Annotated in this window: 11 protein-coding genes; 9 read left to right on the top strand and 2 right to left on the bottom strand. The window is 46.8% G+C overall.

The annotated features are described in order from the left end of the window. The first annotated feature begins 83 nt into the window (after positions 1 to 83). The 3 genes from ACFO4O_RS09485 to ACFO4O_RS09475 all read left to right on the top strand — a co-directional run bounded on the left by ACFO4O_RS09485 (position 84) and on the right by ACFO4O_RS09475 (position 4,022). Positions 84 to 1,934, top strand: coding sequence for a GNAT family N-acetyltransferase (locus ACFO4O_RS09485; protein WP_382407764.1), 1,851 nt, complete (start codon positions 84 to 86; stop codon positions 1,932 to 1,934). Next, entirely contained in the window at positions 1,931 to 2,854 is a 924-nt protein-coding gene (locus tag ACFO4O_RS09480; RefSeq protein WP_382407763.1) for a histone deacetylase family protein, read from the top strand. Before ACFO4O_RS09485 ends, ACFO4O_RS09480 begins: the two co-directional genes overlap by 4 nt. A gap of 115 nt (positions 2,855 to 2,969) precedes the next feature. Next, positions 2,970 to 4,022, top strand: coding sequence for an aldo/keto reductase (locus tag ACFO4O_RS09475; protein ID WP_382407761.1), 1,053 nt, complete (start codon positions 2,970 to 2,972; stop codon positions 4,020 to 4,022). A 258-nt stretch (positions 4,023 to 4,280) separates the two neighbouring features. On the opposite strand, the gene ACFO4O_RS09470 is transcribed toward ACFO4O_RS09475, so the two are convergent. Further along, a complete protein-coding gene (locus ACFO4O_RS09470) occupies positions 4,281 to 5,450 on the bottom strand; it encodes a DcaP family trimeric outer membrane transporter (RefSeq protein ID WP_382407759.1) in 1,170 nt (389 codons plus the stop codon). A gap of 518 nt (positions 5,451 to 5,968) precedes the next feature. Here ACFO4O_RS09470 and acs point away from each other — a divergent pair. Next, positions 5,969 to 7,912: an acetate--CoA ligase gene (gene acs, locus ACFO4O_RS09465; protein WP_382407757.1), complete on the top strand. Its 1,944-nt coding sequence runs from the start codon at positions 5,969 to 5,971 to the stop codon at positions 7,910 to 7,912. Between the two features lie 201 nt (positions 7,913 to 8,113). Further along, positions 8,114 to 8,767 carry a response regulator transcription factor gene (locus ACFO4O_RS09460; RefSeq protein WP_382407755.1) on the top strand — a complete coding sequence of 218 codons (654 nt, stop codon included), beginning with the start codon at positions 8,114 to 8,116 and terminating at the stop codon, positions 8,765 to 8,767. Between the two features lie 3 nt (positions 8,768 to 8,770). On the opposite strand, the gene ACFO4O_RS09455 is transcribed toward ACFO4O_RS09460, so the two are convergent. Next, positions 8,771 to 12,232, bottom strand: coding sequence for a PAS domain-containing hybrid sensor histidine kinase/response regulator (locus ACFO4O_RS09455; protein ID WP_382407753.1), 3,462 nt, complete (start codon positions 12,230 to 12,232; stop codon positions 8,771 to 8,773). 257 nt (positions 12,233 to 12,489) lie between these two features. Between ACFO4O_RS09455 and ACFO4O_RS09450 the strand changes: the two genes are divergently transcribed. The 4 genes from ACFO4O_RS09450 to ACFO4O_RS09435 all read left to right on the top strand — a co-directional run bounded on the left by ACFO4O_RS09450 (position 12,490) and on the right by ACFO4O_RS09435 (position 17,440). Beyond that, positions 12,490 to 12,756, top strand: a complete 267-nt coding sequence (locus ACFO4O_RS09450) for a DUF4212 domain-containing protein (protein ID WP_382407751.1) — start codon at positions 12,490 to 12,492, stop codon at positions 12,754 to 12,756. Between the two features lie 2 nt (positions 12,757 to 12,758). Beyond that, positions 12,759 to 14,465 (top strand): sodium:solute symporter family protein, encoded by a 1,707-nt coding sequence (locus tag ACFO4O_RS09445; protein WP_382407749.1) that lies wholly within the window; start codon positions 12,759 to 12,761, stop codon positions 14,463 to 14,465. A gap of 450 nt (positions 14,466 to 14,915) precedes the next feature. Next, on the top strand, positions 14,916 to 16,748 hold the full coding sequence (locus ACFO4O_RS09440) for a DUF294 nucleotidyltransferase-like domain-containing protein (protein WP_382407747.1): 1,833 nt from the start codon (positions 14,916 to 14,918) through the stop codon (positions 16,746 to 16,748). Beyond that, positions 16,748 to 17,440: a 3'-5' exonuclease gene (locus ACFO4O_RS09435; RefSeq protein WP_382407745.1), complete on the top strand. Its 693-nt coding sequence runs from the start codon at positions 16,748 to 16,750 to the stop codon at positions 17,438 to 17,440. The genes ACFO4O_RS09440 and ACFO4O_RS09435 overlap by 1 nt, the downstream gene beginning before the upstream one ends. The last annotated feature ends 5 nt before the right edge of the window (positions 17,441 to 17,445 follow it).

Genomic DNA, 17,445 nt, shown 5'->3' with positions numbered 1-17,445 from the left:
TCAACGGGTCTAAACAGATAACGCCAGCATTGAGGTAAAAATCAAAGCTTAAAAAACCGTTATAAAAACAGCAAAGAGGCAATATGCAGTCAGTTAAATCCCAATTTACGAATGCCGTAGACTGGCCGAGCTTAATTAAATCGGGCAGCCGCTTATTTATTGGCTCAAACGCCGCAGTACCCAATCATTTAATTGACAGCCTTATTGAAGACGCCAAAGACATTAAAGATTTGGAAATGGTGCACACCGTGACTATTTCAGATAACAAATGGGCCAATCCTGAATACAAACATCGTTTTAAAATAAACACGTTTTTTATTCACGGTGATGCCGTTAGGCAGGCGGTAGAAGAGGGAAGAGCCGACTACACGCCTTGTTTTTTGTCTGAGGTTTCCAGCTTATTTACCGACGAAACATTGCCCCTCGACGCTGCGCTCATTATGGTCTCACCTCCCGACGAACTCGGCTATTGCTCATTGGGCGTATCGGTAGACGTGGTGATGTCAGCGGCGCGCAGTGCCAAACACATCATCGCCCAAATTAACCCCAAGATGCCGCGTACGGCCGGTCATTCGTTTTTACATATTAGCGAATTTAGTGCTTGTGTGGAGCATGAGCAAGCCATACCTGAGATGGACATTGCAGAAAAGTCATCAATCACAGAGCGAATTGGTCAATACGTGGCAATGTTGGTTGAAGATGGAGCAACCTTGCAATTAGGCATAGGTAAAGTGCCTGATGCAGTAACGCGATATTTGCATCAGCACAAGAATCTTGGCATTCACTCTGAAATGATCAGCGACGGCGTGATGGAATTGATGCAAAAAGGGGTGGTTAATAATCGCAGTAAAACTTTCCACCCGGGTAAAACCGTTACCAGTTTTTGTTTAGGAACTAAGCGACTCTATGAATTTGTACACAACAATCCGCACGTGGAGTTCTACCCTAGCTCCTATGTGAATAAACCCGCAAATATTGCAAAAAATACACGCATGGTGTCGATAAACAGCGCGCTGGAGGTTGACCTATCTGGCCAAGTTGTTGCCGACTCTATTGGTTATCAGTTTTACAGCGGCATTGGCGGGCAAGTGGATTTTGTGTCTGGTGCCTCCAAAAGCAAAGGCGGAAAGCCCATTATTGCGTTGCCATCAACCGCCCGAGGTGGCGAGGTATCGCGCATTGTAGCAACCATGAGCGAAGGCTCTGGCGTGGTTACATCAAGAGGTAATGTGCATTACGTGGTCACCGAGTTTGGTATTGCCAGTTTAAAAGGAAAAAGCGTGCGAGAGCGAGCGCTGGAGTTAATACGCGTCGCGCACCCTAAATTTCGCGAGGCCTTGTTGAGTAAAATTCGCGAGCATGTGTGGGTGCCCGACTATCAAAAGCAATATCCCACAGACATTCCTGAACTGGGTAATGTGCAAATAAAGCGTGTGCCCATAAAAGGCGAGACCTTTTATCTAAGGGCGCTTAACCCTGCTGATGAGCGCCGCCTGCAGGAATTTTTTTATTCGCACACAAAAGAGACGGTGCGCCTGCGCTATAACTATATTCCTCAAGGCATGACCCGCGAAAAGTCCTGTGATTTGGTGAGTGTTGACCAAAGCAAGGATGTAGCGCTGACCATAGTCAGGCAAGAGGGCTCAAGAAACATCATTGAGGCGGTTGGGCGGTATTATTTATATCCGCAGGATAATGCCTGTGAAGTCGCTTTTGTCACCCGTGAAGACCATCAGGGTAAAGGCATGGCAAAGATTCTGCTTGAGCACATGATCAGTATCGCTACGGCGCGGGGTTTGAGCAAAATGTTTGCTATTGTGAAATCTGAGAATAAGCCAATGATTTCGGTATTTGAACAATTTGAATTTAAGCGTGTGTTCAATCCTGACCCAGGTGAAATTGAGCTTATTCGCTATCTGAAGGATAAATCATGACCATCACCATTATTGGCAGCCCGCAATGTGCACTTCACAATATGGACCCAGACCATCCAGAGCAACCTGCAAGGATGCACAGCATTAACGACCAAATCATGTCTTCGGGTTTAGAGTTGGTAGTGCGCTTTGCCGATGCAAAACCTGCTCATTTTGATGAGCTCGTGCTCGCGCACGACAAAGATTTTGTGCAAAACATCTTTGACAAAGCGCCCACTCAGGTTGGCGAAAGAGTGTGGATAGACGACGACACTATTATGATGGAAAGCACATTAGACGCGGCCCTGCACGCGGCAGGTTCGGGCATTGTGGCCGTCGACATGGTGGTGGCAAATGAAACGCAAAGCGCGTTTTGTTTAGTAAGGCCGCCAGGACATCACGCCGAACGCGCAAGATCATCTGGATTTTGCTTATTTAACAACGTTGCCCTAGCCGCGCTTCATGCTCTTGAGCACAGGGGCTTTGAGCGCGTTGCCATAATTGATTTTGATGTCCATCATGGCAACGGCACTGAAGACATATTTAAAGATGACGCGCGCGTAATGTTTTGTTCGTCATTTCAGCATCCGTTTTATCCTTTTTCTGGCGATTCTCCTACCCGAGACGGCATCTTAAATGTGCCCATCCCTGCAGGCACTAAAGGATTAGAATACCGAGAAATGGTCAATCATTGGTGGCAGGCGCTCGACGCGTTTTCGCCCCAACTGATGTTTATTTCAGCAGGCTTTGATGCGCACGCCGAAGACAGTCTTGGGCATCTGCGTTTGGTGGAGGCAGACTACATTTGGCTCACCGAAAATATTAAAGCGCTTGCTCAAAAACACTGTAATGGGCACATTGTTTCGATGCTCGAGGGTGGCTATTCACTAAATGCCCTTAGCCGCAGCGCGGTGGCGCACATTAAGGCGCTCATTGGATAAAATCTTGCACCTTTGGCTTTGAAAATGCGTATGTAGATGCACGTATATGCATTGCATTATGGGCGCGATTTGTGAACAATCTGGCGCCTACATGCAATAATTCAAAAGGGAAGCTATGCAATATTCACCTCTAGGCCGAAGTGGTCTGTCTGTGTCGCGCGTCTGCTTAGGCAGTATGACGTGGGGCATCCAAAACACCCAAAAAGACGCCGATGAGCAAATTATTTATGCCCTTGAGCGTGGCGTAAACTTCATTGATACCGCTGAGATGTACCCTGTGCCGCCAAACTCTGAAACCTATGGCGATACCGAACGCGTCATAGGCGACTTTTTTAGTCGACATCCAGATAAACGCGAAGGCGTGATTATCGCCAGCAAAATTGCCGGTGCAGGCTTACCGTATATTAGAAGCGGCGCGTTTATTTCAAAAGACACCATCGCTAAGGCTATTGACGCTTCTCTAGCGCGTTTAAAAACAGATTGTATCGACCTGTATCAACTGCATTGGCCGAATAGAACGTCACCGCATTTTGGTAAACACTGGCCCAATCAAGTGAAATCAAGCAAGCTAGACGTGGCCCAAGAGCGTGAGCGCATGAAAGGAATTGTCCAAGCACTAGGGCAGGCGATTGAACAAGGTAAAATCAAGCATTGGGGCCTGTCTGACGACACACCGTGGGGCATACATACTTATCTTGTGCTCTGTGACGAGTTAGGGGTGCCTCGGCCCGTATCTATTCAAAATGAATTTAGCTTACTGCATCTAAAGGATTGGCCTTTTTTAATTGAGTCGTGCGTGCTTGAAGAGGTCGCCTATTTGCCGTGGTCTCCGCTTGCTGGCGGTATGCTCTCGGGAAAATACATTGACGGCGCGCGTCCCAAAGGCAGTCGCTTTACCTTGGTGCAGCGTCAAGGGCTATTTAGAGATACACCCACTGCGCAAACGGCGATAAAAGAGTATTGCGCACTCGCTAAAGGCTATGACATGACGCCGAGTCAGCTTGCGCTGGCATGGTGTGATCAAATAGACGGCGTTACGTCAACCATAATTGGTGCAACTACGATGGACCAGTTAACGGAAAACATGGATGCCTTTGATTTAGTACTCAGCGAAGAATGCATAAACGATATTGCTGCGTTAATTAAAAAATATCCGGTGGTATTCTAGGGGCTTCTAGCGCGGTGCTAGAGCTTGTTTGATGCTAAAGCGTTTATTAAATATGAATTAAGCGCGCCAACGAATGCAGTCATTGTGACGTGTTCGTTGGCGCGCTTTCATCTTAGTCTTGGCGTTTTCACCTTGGCATCTTTTTTTCGAAATGTGCTCTGTGGCATCAGCGTATGGTCGATACTGACGGTCCTATGCCGACAGACCTATGCCGACAGACCTATGCCTACAGAGCGATGCCGACAGAGCGATGCGGCTTTAAAATGCGTACTTCAACATAAATTGTAAGCGGTTCATGTCTCCGTCTAGGCCAGAGGCTAGCTCTCTTCTAGCAAAGGCGTACTCCCCTCCTACGGTAATTTTAGCGGTAGGCTGATAAAACAGATTAGCGCGCATACTGAATGTTTTTTCGGTGCTGCCTTCGCTCAAAAGCGTCGTGTCTATGTCGGCATCAAACGCAGAATAGGTGAGGTTACTGCGAAACGACGAATTCCACTTATGGTGAAGCGAAACCGCGTATGCCATTGAGTCGATATTCTCAAGTTCATTATTGGGCGTAACAACAGCCCCGTTGGCAGCATTTAGGGCTAAATAGCGACCCAAGCCTGAGCCTGTGTTAAATGCAAGTCGCACGTCAGTGGCTTTTCCAAGCTTGATTTTGCTGGTGAGGCTCACCCCATAAGACACTTCCGATTCATCTACGTCTACGCCATCGTCATAAGACAGTTGACGTACCAAGCCTGCTACTGCGAAATGACCCCAATCAGCGCTGTGGGTATAACGCACGATGGCATCGGGTAGTGCGTTATCGTCGGCGGTAATGCGACCTGCGCCACTTGCTGGGGTGATAGTAGTTTCTGGGTTTTCAAGTGCAAACTCCCAACTGCCGGTGGTGTATTTCACCAGTGGCTGGCGTTCAAAAATAGTGCCGTCGGTATTACCAATAAAATCAACGGTTTCAGGCAGGACTTTGACATCCATAAATGTTGACCAGGTTTGTCCAACCGTCCAGCCTTTATAGCTAACAAAAGCGTGGCGAATACGCGGTGTGTAGGAGTTGCTGATGCGGTCGTCACCGTTTGGAGTTGCCAGCATATCGAATTCAAGGACGCCAGTAATGGTATCGCCCTCGTCAGTAGGCGTCGAGGTTGTAAAACGAAAGCGCGATTGGCGAATATGGGCATCAAACTGGGTGCCCTCATCATTTTGACCCACTGGCGTTAAGCTTGGAATATAAAAGTCGCGTCCGATATTCCCAGACGCAAGTGTGCCGTCTGAATAGTTTGTCATGATGGCGTCGGCTTTTATATAACCTGAAAACTTGACTGTAGTATCTCCGATAGTAGCTGCTTGCGTAGTCAGTGAAGCAGCACCTAAGCATAAACATAAAGAAATGGCTTGAGCTGTTTTCGTCATTTTAGTTGTCATAGGTGTGTCCAATTTCGTTAATAGGGTGTAAAAAGGTAGTTAAGCGGGATACATTTTTATGTAAACTAATCGACTTTCAAATTAGCGCTTGGTCTATGAGACTATGGTTGTATTTTGTTAGGGTCTGTTGACCTTTGCTGTATGATTTTGCGGCAGTTTGTGCGCTATTTAGACAAAGAATCGTTATTGAAGTGTAGTCATCTACATAAAATAACGATGATGCAGAATAAATAGTGCACAAGCGCCGCCCGGAGGGTTCGCTCCATGTGCATCCCGCTCTTTGTTACGTGCTCTTGATGCAGAATAACTGCACCTGCAAGCACGTGCCGCGATCGGAAAGCACATGAAACGAACAAAATTCATACAGCAAAGGTCAACAGACCCTATGGCCCTATTAAAGCGTTTATATAAAGCCTTGAGCTGTGCTAGAGGCGGTAATACCAAAGTCTCATTTTGGTTTTAAATAAGAAGACTATTGTTAACGACGTACTAACAAGCATTTTACGGAGGCAGAACCAATGAGTGCCAAAACATATCCAGTGCCAGAGTCACTGTTACAGCATCCACATTTTAGTGATGACGATTATCAAACCATGTACAAAGCATCGGTAGACGACCCAGAAGGCTTTTGGCGTGAGCAATTAGACGAGCTAGATTGGTATAAAAAGCCGAGCATTATTAAAAACACTAATTTTAGTCAGTCAAACTGCGAAATTAAGTGGTTTGAAGATGGCGAATTAAACGCCAGTTATAACTGTATTGACCGTCATCTAGAAAAAAACGCGAAAAAAACGGCTATTTTCTGGGAGGGCGATTCGCCCGAAGACTCCGAAAAAGTGACCTACCAGCAGCTACACTACGAAGTTTGTAAGCTTGCAAATGGTTTAAAGAAATTAGGCGTTCAAAAAGGTGACCGAGTAGCCATATATATGCCTATGACGCCGCATGCGGCTTACGCTATGCTCGCATGTGCCCGAATAGGCGCGGTTCATTCAGTTATTTTTGGCGGTTTCTCTCCCAATGCGATCGCCGATAGAATCAATAACTCAGATGCTAAAGTCGTTATTACCGCAGACCAAGGCCGCAGAGCTGGTCGTACCGTTCCGCTCAAAGCAAATGTTGATGAAGCTATTGCCAACGGCGTGTGCCCAAGTGTTAGTGCAGTACTAACACTCAAACTTACCGGCGGCGATATTACGTGGAATGCAGATGTAGACGTATGGTGGCACGAGCTTATTGACGACTGCTCGGCCCAGTGCGAGCCAGAGTCGATGAATGCAGAAGACCCATTGTTTATTTTGTATACCTCAGGCTCTACCGGTCAGCCAAAAGGTGTGGTGCATACCACAGGCGGCTATCTTTTATATACCGCTATGACCTTTCGCTATGCGTTTGATTATAAAGCTGACGATGTTTATTGGTGTACCGCAGATGTGGGCTGGATCACTGGACACAGCTACATGACCTACGGTCCGTTAGCAGCCGGCGCTACGCAGGTGTTTTTTGAAGGCGTTCCCACCTATCCGGATGTGCGCCGCATTGCACAAGTAGTAGAGAAGTATAAGGTCAATAGTTTATACACCGCACCCACCGCAATTCGCGCGCTAATGGCGCACGGCGAAAAGCCTGTTGAGGGTTGTGATTTATCGTCTCTTCGTGTGCTTGGATCAGTAGGTGAGCCTATTAATCCGGAGGCTTGGGAATGGTATTACCGCGTGATTGGTCAAAGCCGTTGTCCGATCATCGATTCGTGGTGGCAAACCGAAACAGGCGGCATGATGATAGCGCCGCTGCCTGCGGCAAGTGCTCTCAAACCTGGTTCTGCAACCCGCCCGTTGTTCGGTGTGCAGCCCGCCTTGTTTGACGCTGAAGGAAACGAACTTGAGGGCGCAAACGAAGGTAATTTGGTCATTAAAGACAGCTGGCCGTCGCAGGCGCGAACGGTATACGGTGACCACAAACGCTTTATCGAAACGTATTTTAGTGCCTATCCTAATGTGTATTTTACCGGTGACGGTGCGCGCCGAGACGAAGATGGCTACTACTGGATCACCGGTCGCGTTGATGATGTGCTTAATGTGTCGGGTCACCGACTTGGCACGGCTGAAATTGAATCAGCGCTGGTGGCTCATTCAGTCATTGCGGAGGCTGCGGTTGTTGGATATCCACACAACATAAAGGGACAGGGGATATATGTGTATATCACGCCAAACGAAGGGATAGAGGCCAGCGAACAGCTTACCGCTGAAATTAGAACATGGGTGCGCAAAGAGCTTAGTCCTATTGCAACCCCTGATTTGATTCAGTGGACAAGCGGCTTGCCAAAAACACGCTCAGGTAAAATCATGCGCCGAATATTGAGAAAAATAGCGGCAAATGAGTACGACCAATTAGGCGATACCTCGACATTGGCTGACCCGTCCGTGGTCGATTCATTGATTGACAAGCGGCTCAATCGATAAGCACACCGAGCACTTTTAGCAGCATGGCCGTTGTTCTATTGCATGCATAAAAGCTCAGTTAAATAAGGAGGCTCAGGCCTCCTTATTGTTTAATTAGCGAGTGATTATTGATGCGACCAGAGCCTTCCTTATTTGTTAACATCTTGTTAAACTATTGAAATTGCACTGGCTGCTTAACACGATTTACACAAGGACATTGACATGGTGACTCTTCTTATTGCCGACGACCATCCACTATACCGTGACGCTTTAAAAGGTGCCTTGTCCATGGCTTTTAATGACCTGACTATACTGGAGTCGGGAGATTTAAATAGCACTGTGTCGGCTTTAGAAGCCAACGATGTAGATTTACTTATGCTCGATTTACACATGCCGGGCAGCAGCGACCTGTTTGGCTTTTTGCATATCCAAAAAACCTTTTCAGATTTACCTATCGCGGTTGTCTCGGGCACCGAAGATGCCGCGCTCATTTCAAAAGTGGTAGGGCTGGGCGCAATGGGGTTTATTCCTAAAACTGCCAGTGCACAAGAAATAAAAGATGCTGTCACCAATATGCTAGAAGGCGATATATGGGTACCCGAGTCAGTGCGCCAACAAATCCAAGATGTAGACGAAACCTTTTCGCAACTTGCAGAGAATGTGGCCAGCCTCACGCCTTCACAATATAAGGTGTTGTGCTATATGCGCGACGGCTTATTAAATAAACAAATTGGTTACAATCTCGATATTGCAGAGGCCACGGTAAAGGCTCACGTTACCGCAATTTTCCGTAAACTGGGTATCAATAATCGCACCCAAGCGGTGCTTATTGCGTCACAACTTCAACTAGAGCCCCCGCTAAAAGAAGACGTATAGCCTTTACGTTTTTGGTAAATCGCTGGCCTGATTTTTATCGGCCACCTCTACATGTCTGATAAACTTCGACATGCTCTGAATCAGGGCCCTTAGCTTGGCAGGCTTGAGAGGCTTGGCAAGATAGTTTACGCCATGCTCACTGCAGGCTTTCATCAGCTCTTCTCCTCGCTGAGCGGTGACCAAACAAGCGGGCAAGATAGTGTTGAGCTGTTGACGAATTGAATCGATAATTTCAAGTCCGTCAGGCCCTCTGCCAAGCTGATAGTCGACCAGCAAAATATGGGGGTTGAAGCTTTGGGCCAGTGCACTTGCCTTTTCATAACTTTGCGCAATGGCTACCTCTATGCCCCATTTACTCAAAAGCGTCTGCATAGCATCTAGGTTTTCTGACTGGTCGTCGATGCATAAAATCTTCAGCTTATTGAAAATCGATTGAGCGGGTGATTTGATTATCTTTGGCGCCTCTGGGGGCGGGACTTGATTAAACTCAATAGAAAAACACGAGCCTTTTCCTTCTTCTGAGTGCACCCTTACTTGGCATTGAAGCTGCTGCGTTAGCCGTTTGACCACGCCCAATCCTAAGCCAATTCCCTGCTCTTGAGAGTTTTCGACGCGATAAAAATCACTGAATATAGCGGCCTGCTGCAGCTCTGGAATACCAATGCCGGTGTCTCTTACCTCTATTCTGACTTTTTGATTGACTACTCTGACGGTCAGCAGCACCTTACCCGATTGGGTGTACTTAACCGCGTTTGAGGCGAGGTTTTGTATGATTCGGTACAGGTAGGTTTTATCTGCACTGATGTAGCAGTCTTGCACTCGGCTGCTAAATTTAAGGCCTTTTTCTTTGGCCTTCATGCTCATCTCATTCACAATGGGGGTGACAGCCTCGAGAACGTTGATGGTCTCAATAAAGGGTTTGAGTTCACCTTGGTCAAGTCTAGAGATATCAAGAATAGTGCTAATTAAGCTCTCGCTTGACACTACTGAATCGCTCAGTTTACGGATGGTATTTTTGAGTTCGTGGTCAATGTCGGCCTCTTCTAACACCGTTAAATATAGTTTGGCGGCGTTTAAAGGCTGCAATACATCATGACTCGCTAAGGCCAAAAAGCGCGTTTTGCTGGCGTTGGCGTCTTCTGCTTCTTTGCGCGCTCTTATGAGTTTTTTCTCTAAGTGGTTACGCCGCTCTATTTCTAAGCGCAGTTCAGCATTAATGGAGTGCACCTCTTCGGTTCGTTTGGCGACGCGCGCCGCAAGGTCTATGTTGGACTCTTTTAGCGCTTGCTGAATTTCGACGTGACCGGTGATGTCGTGGAAACTCGTTACAAAGCCACCACCCGGTAAGGGATTTCCTACCATTTCAATGACGTGACCATCGTCGCGCTGACGCGTAAAGCGATGGGGCGTGCCGTTTCGCAGGTGCTCCATGCGTTTTTGCACCTGTAAGTCTATTTCGCCGGGCCCGCAATCACCCCTTAACACGTTATGACGAATCAAGGGTTCAATATGCGCGCCCACCTTAACCAAATCTTCTGGGTAAGAAAACAAATCGATGTAGCGCTTGTTCCAAGCCACAAGGTTGAGGTTTTTGTCGACAACGCTAATACCTTGGTCAATATTTTCTAGGGAGGTTAACAGCGCACTCATGTTGAACTGCATGGCTTGCGTGGTATCGTCAAAAAAGTTGACCACCTCGGTAATATCCAGCTTCTTACCGCGTACTACTGTATCAATAAGTGCTTTCGCGCTTGAGGAGCCCACCACGCCGCCTAAGGCGCGCTCACAAAATTCCAAAAAGCGCTCGCTGGCCTTGTCATCATAATTTAACTGCATGTCGTTTTGTTTTTGATAGTCATCAAAAAGCTGCTGACAGCGATGCTCTCCGCTAAAACGGGCAATCAGCGTTTGTAAATCGGCTACGGTGACCTCAAAGGTGGTGTCAGTTTTAAAGGATGCATTGTAAGTCGCGGGAGAGACAAATGCCCTAGCTTGAATGCGGTCGATTAAGCGAGGTGTTGATATAAGCGAAAACCCAATATACGCAGCAACGTTAGCAATTAAACTTAGCATGGCGCCTTGGCTTACGATATCGGTTTGATAGGCGCTACCGTTAGGTTCAATCAGGGGAAATAGCAAAAACATCAGCCATACCACAAAGCCACTGAGCAGCCCAGCATACACCCCGTGAGCATGTCCGCGCTGCCAATATAAGCCGCCCACAATGGCAGGTAAAAGCTGAATCACTAAAGAAAATGCCAGTAAGCCAATAGAGGCCAGTGGCGCTTGGTAAGCCATTTGTTGCTGGTAAGCAAAGGCGAGCAGCAAAATCGAGAATATTACGTAGCGACGAATGAGCTTGATGCGTTTAACTTTATCGAGCCCTTGCTGAATACCTTTGTCCATGATGCGAGGCAAAATTACGTCATTGGTGATCATGGTGCTCAAGGTTAGGGTCGCAATTATAATCATGGCAGTGGCTGCCGACAGTCCGCCCACAAATACAATAATTTGCAGTAAAATAGAGTCGGAAAAAAGCGCAATACCCATCACGTAATGGTCACCGTCGATTGGACTTGAGGCAAATATGGCGTTGCCGGCTGCTGCAATCAGCGGGATAGTGAGGGCAATTAGTGCTAAGTAGGCAGGAAAATACCAGCGAGCCTTGCGAATGTGCTCAAGATGCAGGTTATCTATTACCGTGATATGAAATTGACGCGGCAGGCATATAATAGCCGCTGCCGCCATAATGGTTTGTGCCCAAAAGCTCATAGAGCTAAATGCAGCAAATGCATCTTGTGTTGCGTAGTCTGCCAACATATTACCACTGCCTTGTGCCTGCCAATACCGATAGCCCACAAATGCTACCAAGACCAAGGCAATGAGTTTGATGCACGACTCAAATGCAATGGCGAGTATTAATCCTCTGCGATATTGGGTCACATCGGTGTTGCGCGTGCCAAAATACATCGCGAATATAGCGATAAAGAGGCTGGCAAGTACCACAATAATTTGGCTGTCTTCTTGCTCTGTGATCATCTGAAAGGTTGAGCCTACGGCTTTGAGCTGCAGCGCGATATAAGGAATGGTGGCAAGTAGCGCAATAATTGTGACCAGCAAAGCTACCACCTGACGTTTACCGTATCGCGAACTTATAAAGTCGGCAATCGTGCTGATATGCTGTTTTTTGCTTACATGTACGAGCTTATATATAAATGAATTAAATACTACGTAAACAATAATAGGGCCAAGCAATATGGGCAAAAACATCCATTGCTCAGTGCTCGATTGCCCTACTGCGCCAAAAAATGTCCATGCGGTGCAATATATGCCAAGCGCTAGACAGTAGACTAAAGGATGAGACGTCAACCAACGAGCGGTTGGAGAGTTTTTATCACCCCATTTTGCTATCCAAAATAATAAGAACAAATACGCCAGAGACAGCGCTATCCAACCGATCGACATGTAAAATCCTATACAAGCTTTTAACAATTATCACTTTACCACAGAACAATCTAATACTAACACCGTAAGACCAAGGTCTGATTTCACCCTTTTACCAATAAAACTAGAGTAGCTAACAGGCCAGTAGCAATAGGTTTTGTAGGCGGTTTATGCGCTTGATAAATAAGTGCCTCGACTCTAAAGGCAATGCTATAAAACCTATCGTTACTGAAATGTAAATTGCAACACACTAACTTAACCTGGTAGAGGTCTTTAAGATGAGTTTTAAAAATGAAAACGATCAAAAAGCCTATTGGAAAGAGAATCTCTCTATCCTCTTCAAGCTTTTAGCGGTCTGGTTTGTCGTCTCCTTCGGCGCCGGTATCTTATTTGTAGAACAGCTTAATCAAATCCACTTTTTCGGATTTAAATTAGGCTTTTGGTTTGCTCAGCAAGGAGCAATTTACGTGTTCGTAGCGCTTATTTTCATCTATATGAAGCTTATGAACTCACTCGACAAAAAATATGGCGTAGAAGAGGAATAATCATGAGCGTTCAAATACTTACATTTTTAATTGTAGGGGCGTCGTTTCTGCTCTACATAGGCATTGCTATATGGGCCAGAGCTGGCTCAACAACCGATTTCTACGTTGCTGGCGGTGGCGTTCCACCGGTGCTTAACGGCATGGCAACAGCGGCCGATTGGATGTCGGCTGCCTCGTTTATCTCAATGGCTGGCTTAATTTCATTCATGGGCTACGATGGCGCAGTTTATCTGATGGGCTGGACAGGCGGCTATGTGCTTTTGGCACTATGTTTGGCGCCATATCTGCGTAAGTTCGGTAAATTTACCGTGCCCGACTTTATTGGTGACCGCTACTACAGTCAAACCGCGCGCACCGTTGCCGTTGTCTGTGCAATTATCGTTTGCTTTACTTACGTAATAGGACAAATGCGCGGCGTTGGCGTAGTGTTCTCTCGCTTCTTAGAAGTGGACATTACCACCGGCGTTATTATCGGCATGGGTATCGTGTTTTTCTACACGGTATTAGGGGGTATGAAAGGCATTACTTATACGCAGGTTGCACAATTTTGCGTTTTAATTTTTGCTTACCTAGTGCCAGCGGTGTTTATTTCAATGATGGTAACAGGGCATATTCTGCCTATGACAGGCTTTGGCGCAACCTTGGCTGACGGTTCGGGTGTGCACTTGCTCGATAAACTCGACGGCTTGTCGACTTCCCTGGGTTTTAATGAATATACCTCCGGTTCAAAAAGCATGATTGACGTGTTCGCAATCACCTTTGCTTTGATGGTAGGTACCGCAGGACTACCCCACGTGATTGTGCGCTTTTTCACTGTGCCTAAAGTGGCCGATGCGCGTAAATCTGCAGGCTGGGCCCTTGCGTTTATTGCCTTGCTTTACACCACAGCCCCTGCCTTGGCCGCTTTCGCTCGCGTTAACATGATTGAAACCATCAACGGTGTTGAACAAACCGGTACGCCGCTAAGCGAAACGCCTGGATGGATTAAAACGTGGAAAGAAACGGGCTTAATTTCGCATGAAGACAAAAATGGCGACGGCAGAATGTTTTACTCAGGCGATGAGCGCAATGAGATGACCATTGACCGCGACATTATGGTTCTTGCAAACCCAGAGATAGCAGGTTTACCCGCTTGGGTGATTGCCTTGGTGGCTGCGGGTGGGGTAGCGGCAGCGCTGTCGACATCAGCCGGCCTGCTGCTGGTAATATCCACCTCGGTCTCGCACGACTTGTTGAAGAAAACCTTTGCGCCCAACATTAGTGATAAAAAGGAGCTGCTCAGTGCGCGTATTGCCGCCGCGGTGGCCATTGGTATCGCAGGCTATTTTGGTGTGCATCCGCCAGGATATGTGGCGGCTGTGGTAGCCTTTGCATTCGGTTTGGCCGCATCTAGCTTCTTCCCAGTGATTATTATGGGTATCTTCTCCAAACGTATGAACAATCACGGAGCGGTATCGGGCATGATAGCGGGCATGGTATTCACAATGACGTATATTATTTACTTCAAGTTTGTGAACCCGGAGCTAAACACAGCAGATAATTGGTTGTTCGGCATATCTCCAGAAGGGATTGGTACGATTGGTATGTTGGTGAATTTCTTGGTGGCATTCGTGGTCTTTAAGTTGACCAAAGAATCACCACAAGAAATACAGGACTTAGTTGAGAGCATTCGTTTTCCTAAAGGGGCAGGCGAAGCGTCGGCTCACTAAGCTGAGCATGCAAACTTGCTAAAAATAACAAATAAGCCCAGCAATGCTGGGCTTGTTTTTACAAGATTGTTAATAGTTTTATTGATTTAACGAAGAGAAAACGATTACCCACAGAAGGGCTCCTAGGGTTTCAATGACGCTTTACGTCATCCATGACCGCTTCGCCAAAACCATCCTTGGTTTTGGAGACATTGAAGCCCTAGGAGCCCTTCTGTGGATTATCGATTCGCTTTGATCCAGTGTTGATTTATAGCAAAGGGTTGGCATCGGTTAGGGGGGAAGAGTAGCAAAAACTAAAGCATGCAAAACCATGGATGGTTTTGCCTGAGCGGCCATGGATGGCGCAAAGCGACTTTAGTTTTTGCTACTCTTCCCCCCTGACCCAAGCGTTCCCAACCCATCCCAACGCATGGAAAAAAAACAATGCGATAGGTCAGATAAGGAAAATGAATGAGTGCAAGCGCCCAACAAATTATTGATTTTTTGCGCACTGAAGGCCCCTTTGATGAGCTTGATGAAGCGCTGAGGCAGGATATTGCTCAGCATAGCCATCTTATTTATTTGGCGGCAGAAAATCAGCAAGAATTAATGCACAAACATAAAGATTCATTGTTTGTGATTCAAAGCGGTCAGTTTGCGGTTAAAGACTGTGATGGGCCTATTAAGCATCTTAGCGACGGTGACTATTTTGGTTATGCGCGCTTACTCAATAAAGTCGATTATGCACTCAGTGTTGTTGTCGACAGTCCGGGGATTGTGTTGTGTATACCCAAAGAAGATTTTGCCATCTGTATGGAAAATCCGGCCTTTGCAACATTCTTTACCGCCTCTAAAGACGATGCATTGCAAAACCAAGCGGTCTCTGATTCAAATTCCATGTGGTTGTATAAACCGCTTCACGAGGTGATAACTCATGCACCGGTGGCAGTTAAACCCAGTGACTCCATACAAGCTGCGGCTAAATCGATGAGTGAGCACAAGGTGAGCTCGGTGTTGATTGTTGAGAATGACGACTTAATTGGCATTGCGACCGACCGTGACTTGCGCAATCGCGTAGTCGCTACTGGCTTGAACACGCAACTGCCAATTAAACAAATAATGACCGAGCGTCCGGCATTTTTAACCAAAAATAAAACCATTTTTGACGCGATTTGCACGATGTCGCAATACGGTATTAATCATCTCCCGGTGCTTGACGCGGTCAGCAAAAAGCCGGTGGGCATGATAACGAATACCGATGTGTCTAAACAGCAGCGCACGAATGTACTTTTTGTTATCAGTGATTTGTCTCATGCTGAGGATGCAGAGCAGTTGGTCTCAAAAGCCTGGCAAATTCCTCAGTATTTGGCATCTTCAGCCAAGCGCGCAGGAGATTTTGATATTGCAGGAAAGGTATTGTCGCAAGCAACTGATATTATGACGCGAAAGCTCATTACCTTTTTCCAACAAGAGCATGGCAAGGCGCCCATGCGTTTTTGCTGGCTGGTATATGGCTCTCAAGCGCGTGAAGACCAAACTATGGGGTCTGATCAAGATAATGCGCTGCTGCTGGAGCGCGACGCTGACAAAGAGCAGAGCGAGTACTTTGAAAAAATGTCAGGATACGTGTGTTTAGGGCTAGCAAAGTGCGGTATTAAGCTATGCGACGGCAATATTATGGCCAGCAATCCTAAATTGAGACTATCGGTCGATGCAGCGGTCAGTGAGGCCAAGCGCTGGGTAAATAGTCCTACCGGTCAGGCGATTTTAGATTTTAATATCTTTTTAGATGCGCGGGCAGCGGCAGGCGATACTCGCTTATTTGAGCAACTACAAAGCCAGCGAAAACCCTTATTAAAGCAAGCTATGTTTTTAGCTGCGCTGGCGCGAAGTGCCAATGAAACCAGCGTCCCACTGTCGATGTTTCAAAAGTTTGTGTATTTGAAAAAGGCAAAACACAAAGACAGCATTGACCTGAAAGTAAGCGCAGTGGCTATTTTGAACAACATCGTGCGCCTCTATGCTTTGAGTATGGGGCTTACCATGCCGGCCACTGTTGCTAGGCTGAAAAACCTCTCGGTAGAATCTGGATTGTCTGATAAAGACCGGCAGAACCTCATTGATATTTGGTTGTTTCTAAATCGTTTACGTTGGCGTCATCAGCTGACTAATCAAGTGCAAGACAATTGTGTAAGAGTCAGTGACTTATCATCTATTGAGAAACACCAGCTAAAAGCTGCTTTTAAAGCGATTCATCGAGCACAGCAGGCAGCGGTGCTGAAATTTTCGGGAGGCATTGGTTAGTGCTCGATTTTTTAAAGAGAGTCGTGTTTGGACAACATCCTATTGCCGAGGCATTCAAGCATGTTTGCTACCCTCAGCTGCCGCTGCTTTCTTTAGACTTAGAGCTAACGGATTTAAATACTGACGTGGCAAAGGTCACATCCATCGCTTGGGTGCGCGGACAAAACTTTCAGGTTGATTTACGCTCTGCCCACTACAGTGTGGTCAGAGCCAAAGGCGATTTAAAGCAAAGTCCGGTCATTCATGGATTAACAGCTAAGGACATTGCCAAAGGCGGCCATATTAAAGACCAGCTCGCTTATTTGCGCGAACACACTCAATCTCACGTATGGGTGTTGCACAATGCAGTGCTTGATATGCGGGTGCTGAATAAAATTTGGCTTGCTTTAGATTTTCCGATGGTGACGGTAACCACAATAGATACGATGCTGCTTGAAGTCTACGCCTGCGAAAAAACCTTAGGTTTTGTCCCAAGCGGTGGGGTAAGTCTTGAAAATGCTCGCCGCCGCCACTCCCTCGCGCCAGCGCCGGCCCACAATGCGCTCGATGATGCGCTAGCCACGCTTACTTTGTTGTTTGCGCAACTGTATTCGCTCAACAAGCAAGGGCATATGAATTTGCTTGAGCTCTCACACACTCGTGCGATACGTACTTTTACCCTAGGCCAAAAAGCATTAACGAAACATAAGTAAAGCGT

Source organism: Glaciecola siphonariae (assembly GCF_042652645.1).
Taxonomy (GTDB): Bacteria; Pseudomonadota; Gammaproteobacteria; order Enterobacterales; family Alteromonadaceae; genus Glaciecola; species Glaciecola siphonariae.
Note: the sequence above shows the minus strand (reverse complement) of the source record. Positions and strands in the feature narration are given on the sequence as shown.

Coding starts and splice junctions, on each gene's coding strand:
- ACFO4O_RS09470 (WP_382407759.1), bottom strand. CDS start 5,450: ATGACAACTAAAATGACGAAAACAGCTCAAGCCATTTCTTTATGTTTA.
- ACFO4O_RS09475 (WP_382407761.1), top strand. CDS start 2,970: ATGCAATATTCACCTCTAGGCCGAAGTGGTCTGTCTGTGTCGCGCGTC.
- ACFO4O_RS09485 (WP_382407764.1), top strand. CDS start 84: ATGCAGTCAGTTAAATCCCAATTTACGAATGCCGTAGACTGGCCGAGC.
- ACFO4O_RS09455 (WP_382407753.1), bottom strand. CDS start 12,232: ATGTCGATCGGTTGGATAGCGCTGTCTCTGGCGTATTTGTTCTTATTA.
- ACFO4O_RS09440 (WP_382407747.1), top strand. CDS start 14,916: ATGAGTGCAAGCGCCCAACAAATTATTGATTTTTTGCGCACTGAAGGC.
- ACFO4O_RS09460 (WP_382407755.1), top strand. CDS start 8,114: ATGGTGACTCTTCTTATTGCCGACGACCATCCACTATACCGTGACGCT.
- acs (WP_382407757.1), top strand. CDS start 5,969: ATGAGTGCCAAAACATATCCAGTGCCAGAGTCACTGTTACAGCATCCA.
- ACFO4O_RS09450 (WP_382407751.1), top strand. CDS start 12,490: ATGAGTTTTAAAAATGAAAACGATCAAAAAGCCTATTGGAAAGAGAAT.
- ACFO4O_RS09480 (WP_382407763.1), top strand. CDS start 1,931: ATGACCATCACCATTATTGGCAGCCCGCAATGTGCACTTCACAATATG.
- ACFO4O_RS09445 (WP_382407749.1), top strand. CDS start 12,759: ATGAGCGTTCAAATACTTACATTTTTAATTGTAGGGGCGTCGTTTCTG.